Origin of the sequence: Massilia rhizosphaerae, assembly GCF_016093545.1 — a bacterium.
Taxonomy (GTDB): domain Bacteria; phylum Pseudomonadota; class Gammaproteobacteria; order Burkholderiales; family Burkholderiaceae_D; genus Telluria; species Telluria rhizosphaerae.
This window is the reverse complement of sequence record NZ_JADKYX010000044.1, coordinates 1-1,415: the sequence shown is the minus strand read 5'-3', so window position 1 is coordinate 1,415 and position 1,415 is coordinate 1. Positions and strand designations below refer to the sequence as shown.

Here is a 1,415-nt window from a genome sequence, read left to right as displayed (position 1 = left end):
GTTTTCGTATCTGTTGTCTCAACAAACAGCTGAACCCTTGCGTTGGCAATGACTGCCAAGGTTATAGGGACAAGCCGTACGGGCAATTAGTATCGGTTAGCTTAATGCATTACTGCACTTCCACACCCGACCTATCAACGTCCTGGTCTCGAACGACCCTTCAAGGAGCTCAAGGCTCCGGGAAATCTCATCTCAAGGCGAGTTTCCCGCTTAGATGCTTTCAGCGGTTATCTCTTCCGAACTTAGCTACCCGGCAATGCCACTGGCGTGACAACCGGTACACCAGAGGTTCGTCCACTCCGGTCCTCTCGTACTAGGAGCAGCCCCCTTCAAATTTCCAACGCCCACGGCAGATAGGGACCAAACTGTCTCACGACGTTTTAAACCCAGCTCACGTACCACTTTAAATGGCGAACAGCCATACCCTTGGGACCGGCTACAGCCCCAGGATGTGATGAGCCGACATCGAGGTGCCAAACTCCCCCGTCGATATGAACTCTTGGGAGGAATCAGCCTGTTATCCCCAGAGTACCTTTTATCCGTTGAGCGATGGCCCTTCCATACAGAACCACCGGATCACTATGTCCTACTTTCGTACCTGCTCGACTTGTCGGTCTCGCAGTTAAGCACGCTTATGCCATTGCACTATTAGCACGATGTCCGACCGTACCTAGCGTACCTTCGAACTCCTCCGTTACACTTTAGGAGGAGACCGCCCCAGTCAAACTGCCTACCATGCACTGTCCCCGACCCGGATCACGGGCCAAGGTTAGAACCTCAAACGAACCAGGGTGGTATTTCAAGGTTGGCTCCACGAGAACTGGCGTCCCCGCTTCAAAGCCTCCCACCTATCCTACACAGATTGGTTCAAAGTCCAATGCAAAGCTACAGTAAAGGTTCATGGGGTCTTTCCGTCTAGCCGCGGGTAGATTGCATCATCACAAACATTTCAACTTCGCTGAGTCTCGGGAGGAGACAGTGTGGCCATCGTTACGCCATTCGTGCAGGTCGGAACTTACCCGACAAGGAATTTCGCTACCTTAGGACCGTTATAGTTACGGCCGCCGTTTACTGGGACTTCAATCAAGAGCTTGCACCCCATCATTTAATCTTCCAGCACCGGGCAGGCGTCACACCCTATACGTCCACTTTCGTGTTTGCAGAGTGCTGTGTTTTTATTAAACAGTCGCAGCCACCAGTTTATTGCAACCCTTTCACCCTCATGGAGTAAACCATTCAAGCTACCGGGGCGTACCTTATCCCGAAGTTACGGTACCAATTTGCCGAGTTCCTTCTCCCGAGTTCTCTCAAGCGCCTTAGAATACTCATCTCGCCCACCTGTGTCGGTTTGCGGTACGGTCTCGTATGACTGAAGCTTAGAGGCTTTTCTTGGAACCACTTCCGATTGCTTCGTG

1 rRNA gene is annotated in these 1,415 nt (G+C 51.9%); it reads right to left on the bottom strand.

The window, feature by feature from the left end:
* Nucleotides 1-65: 65 nt before the first annotated feature.
* Nucleotides 66-1,415, bottom strand: a 23S ribosomal RNA gene (locus tag ISF28_RS30170); the annotation flags it as partial.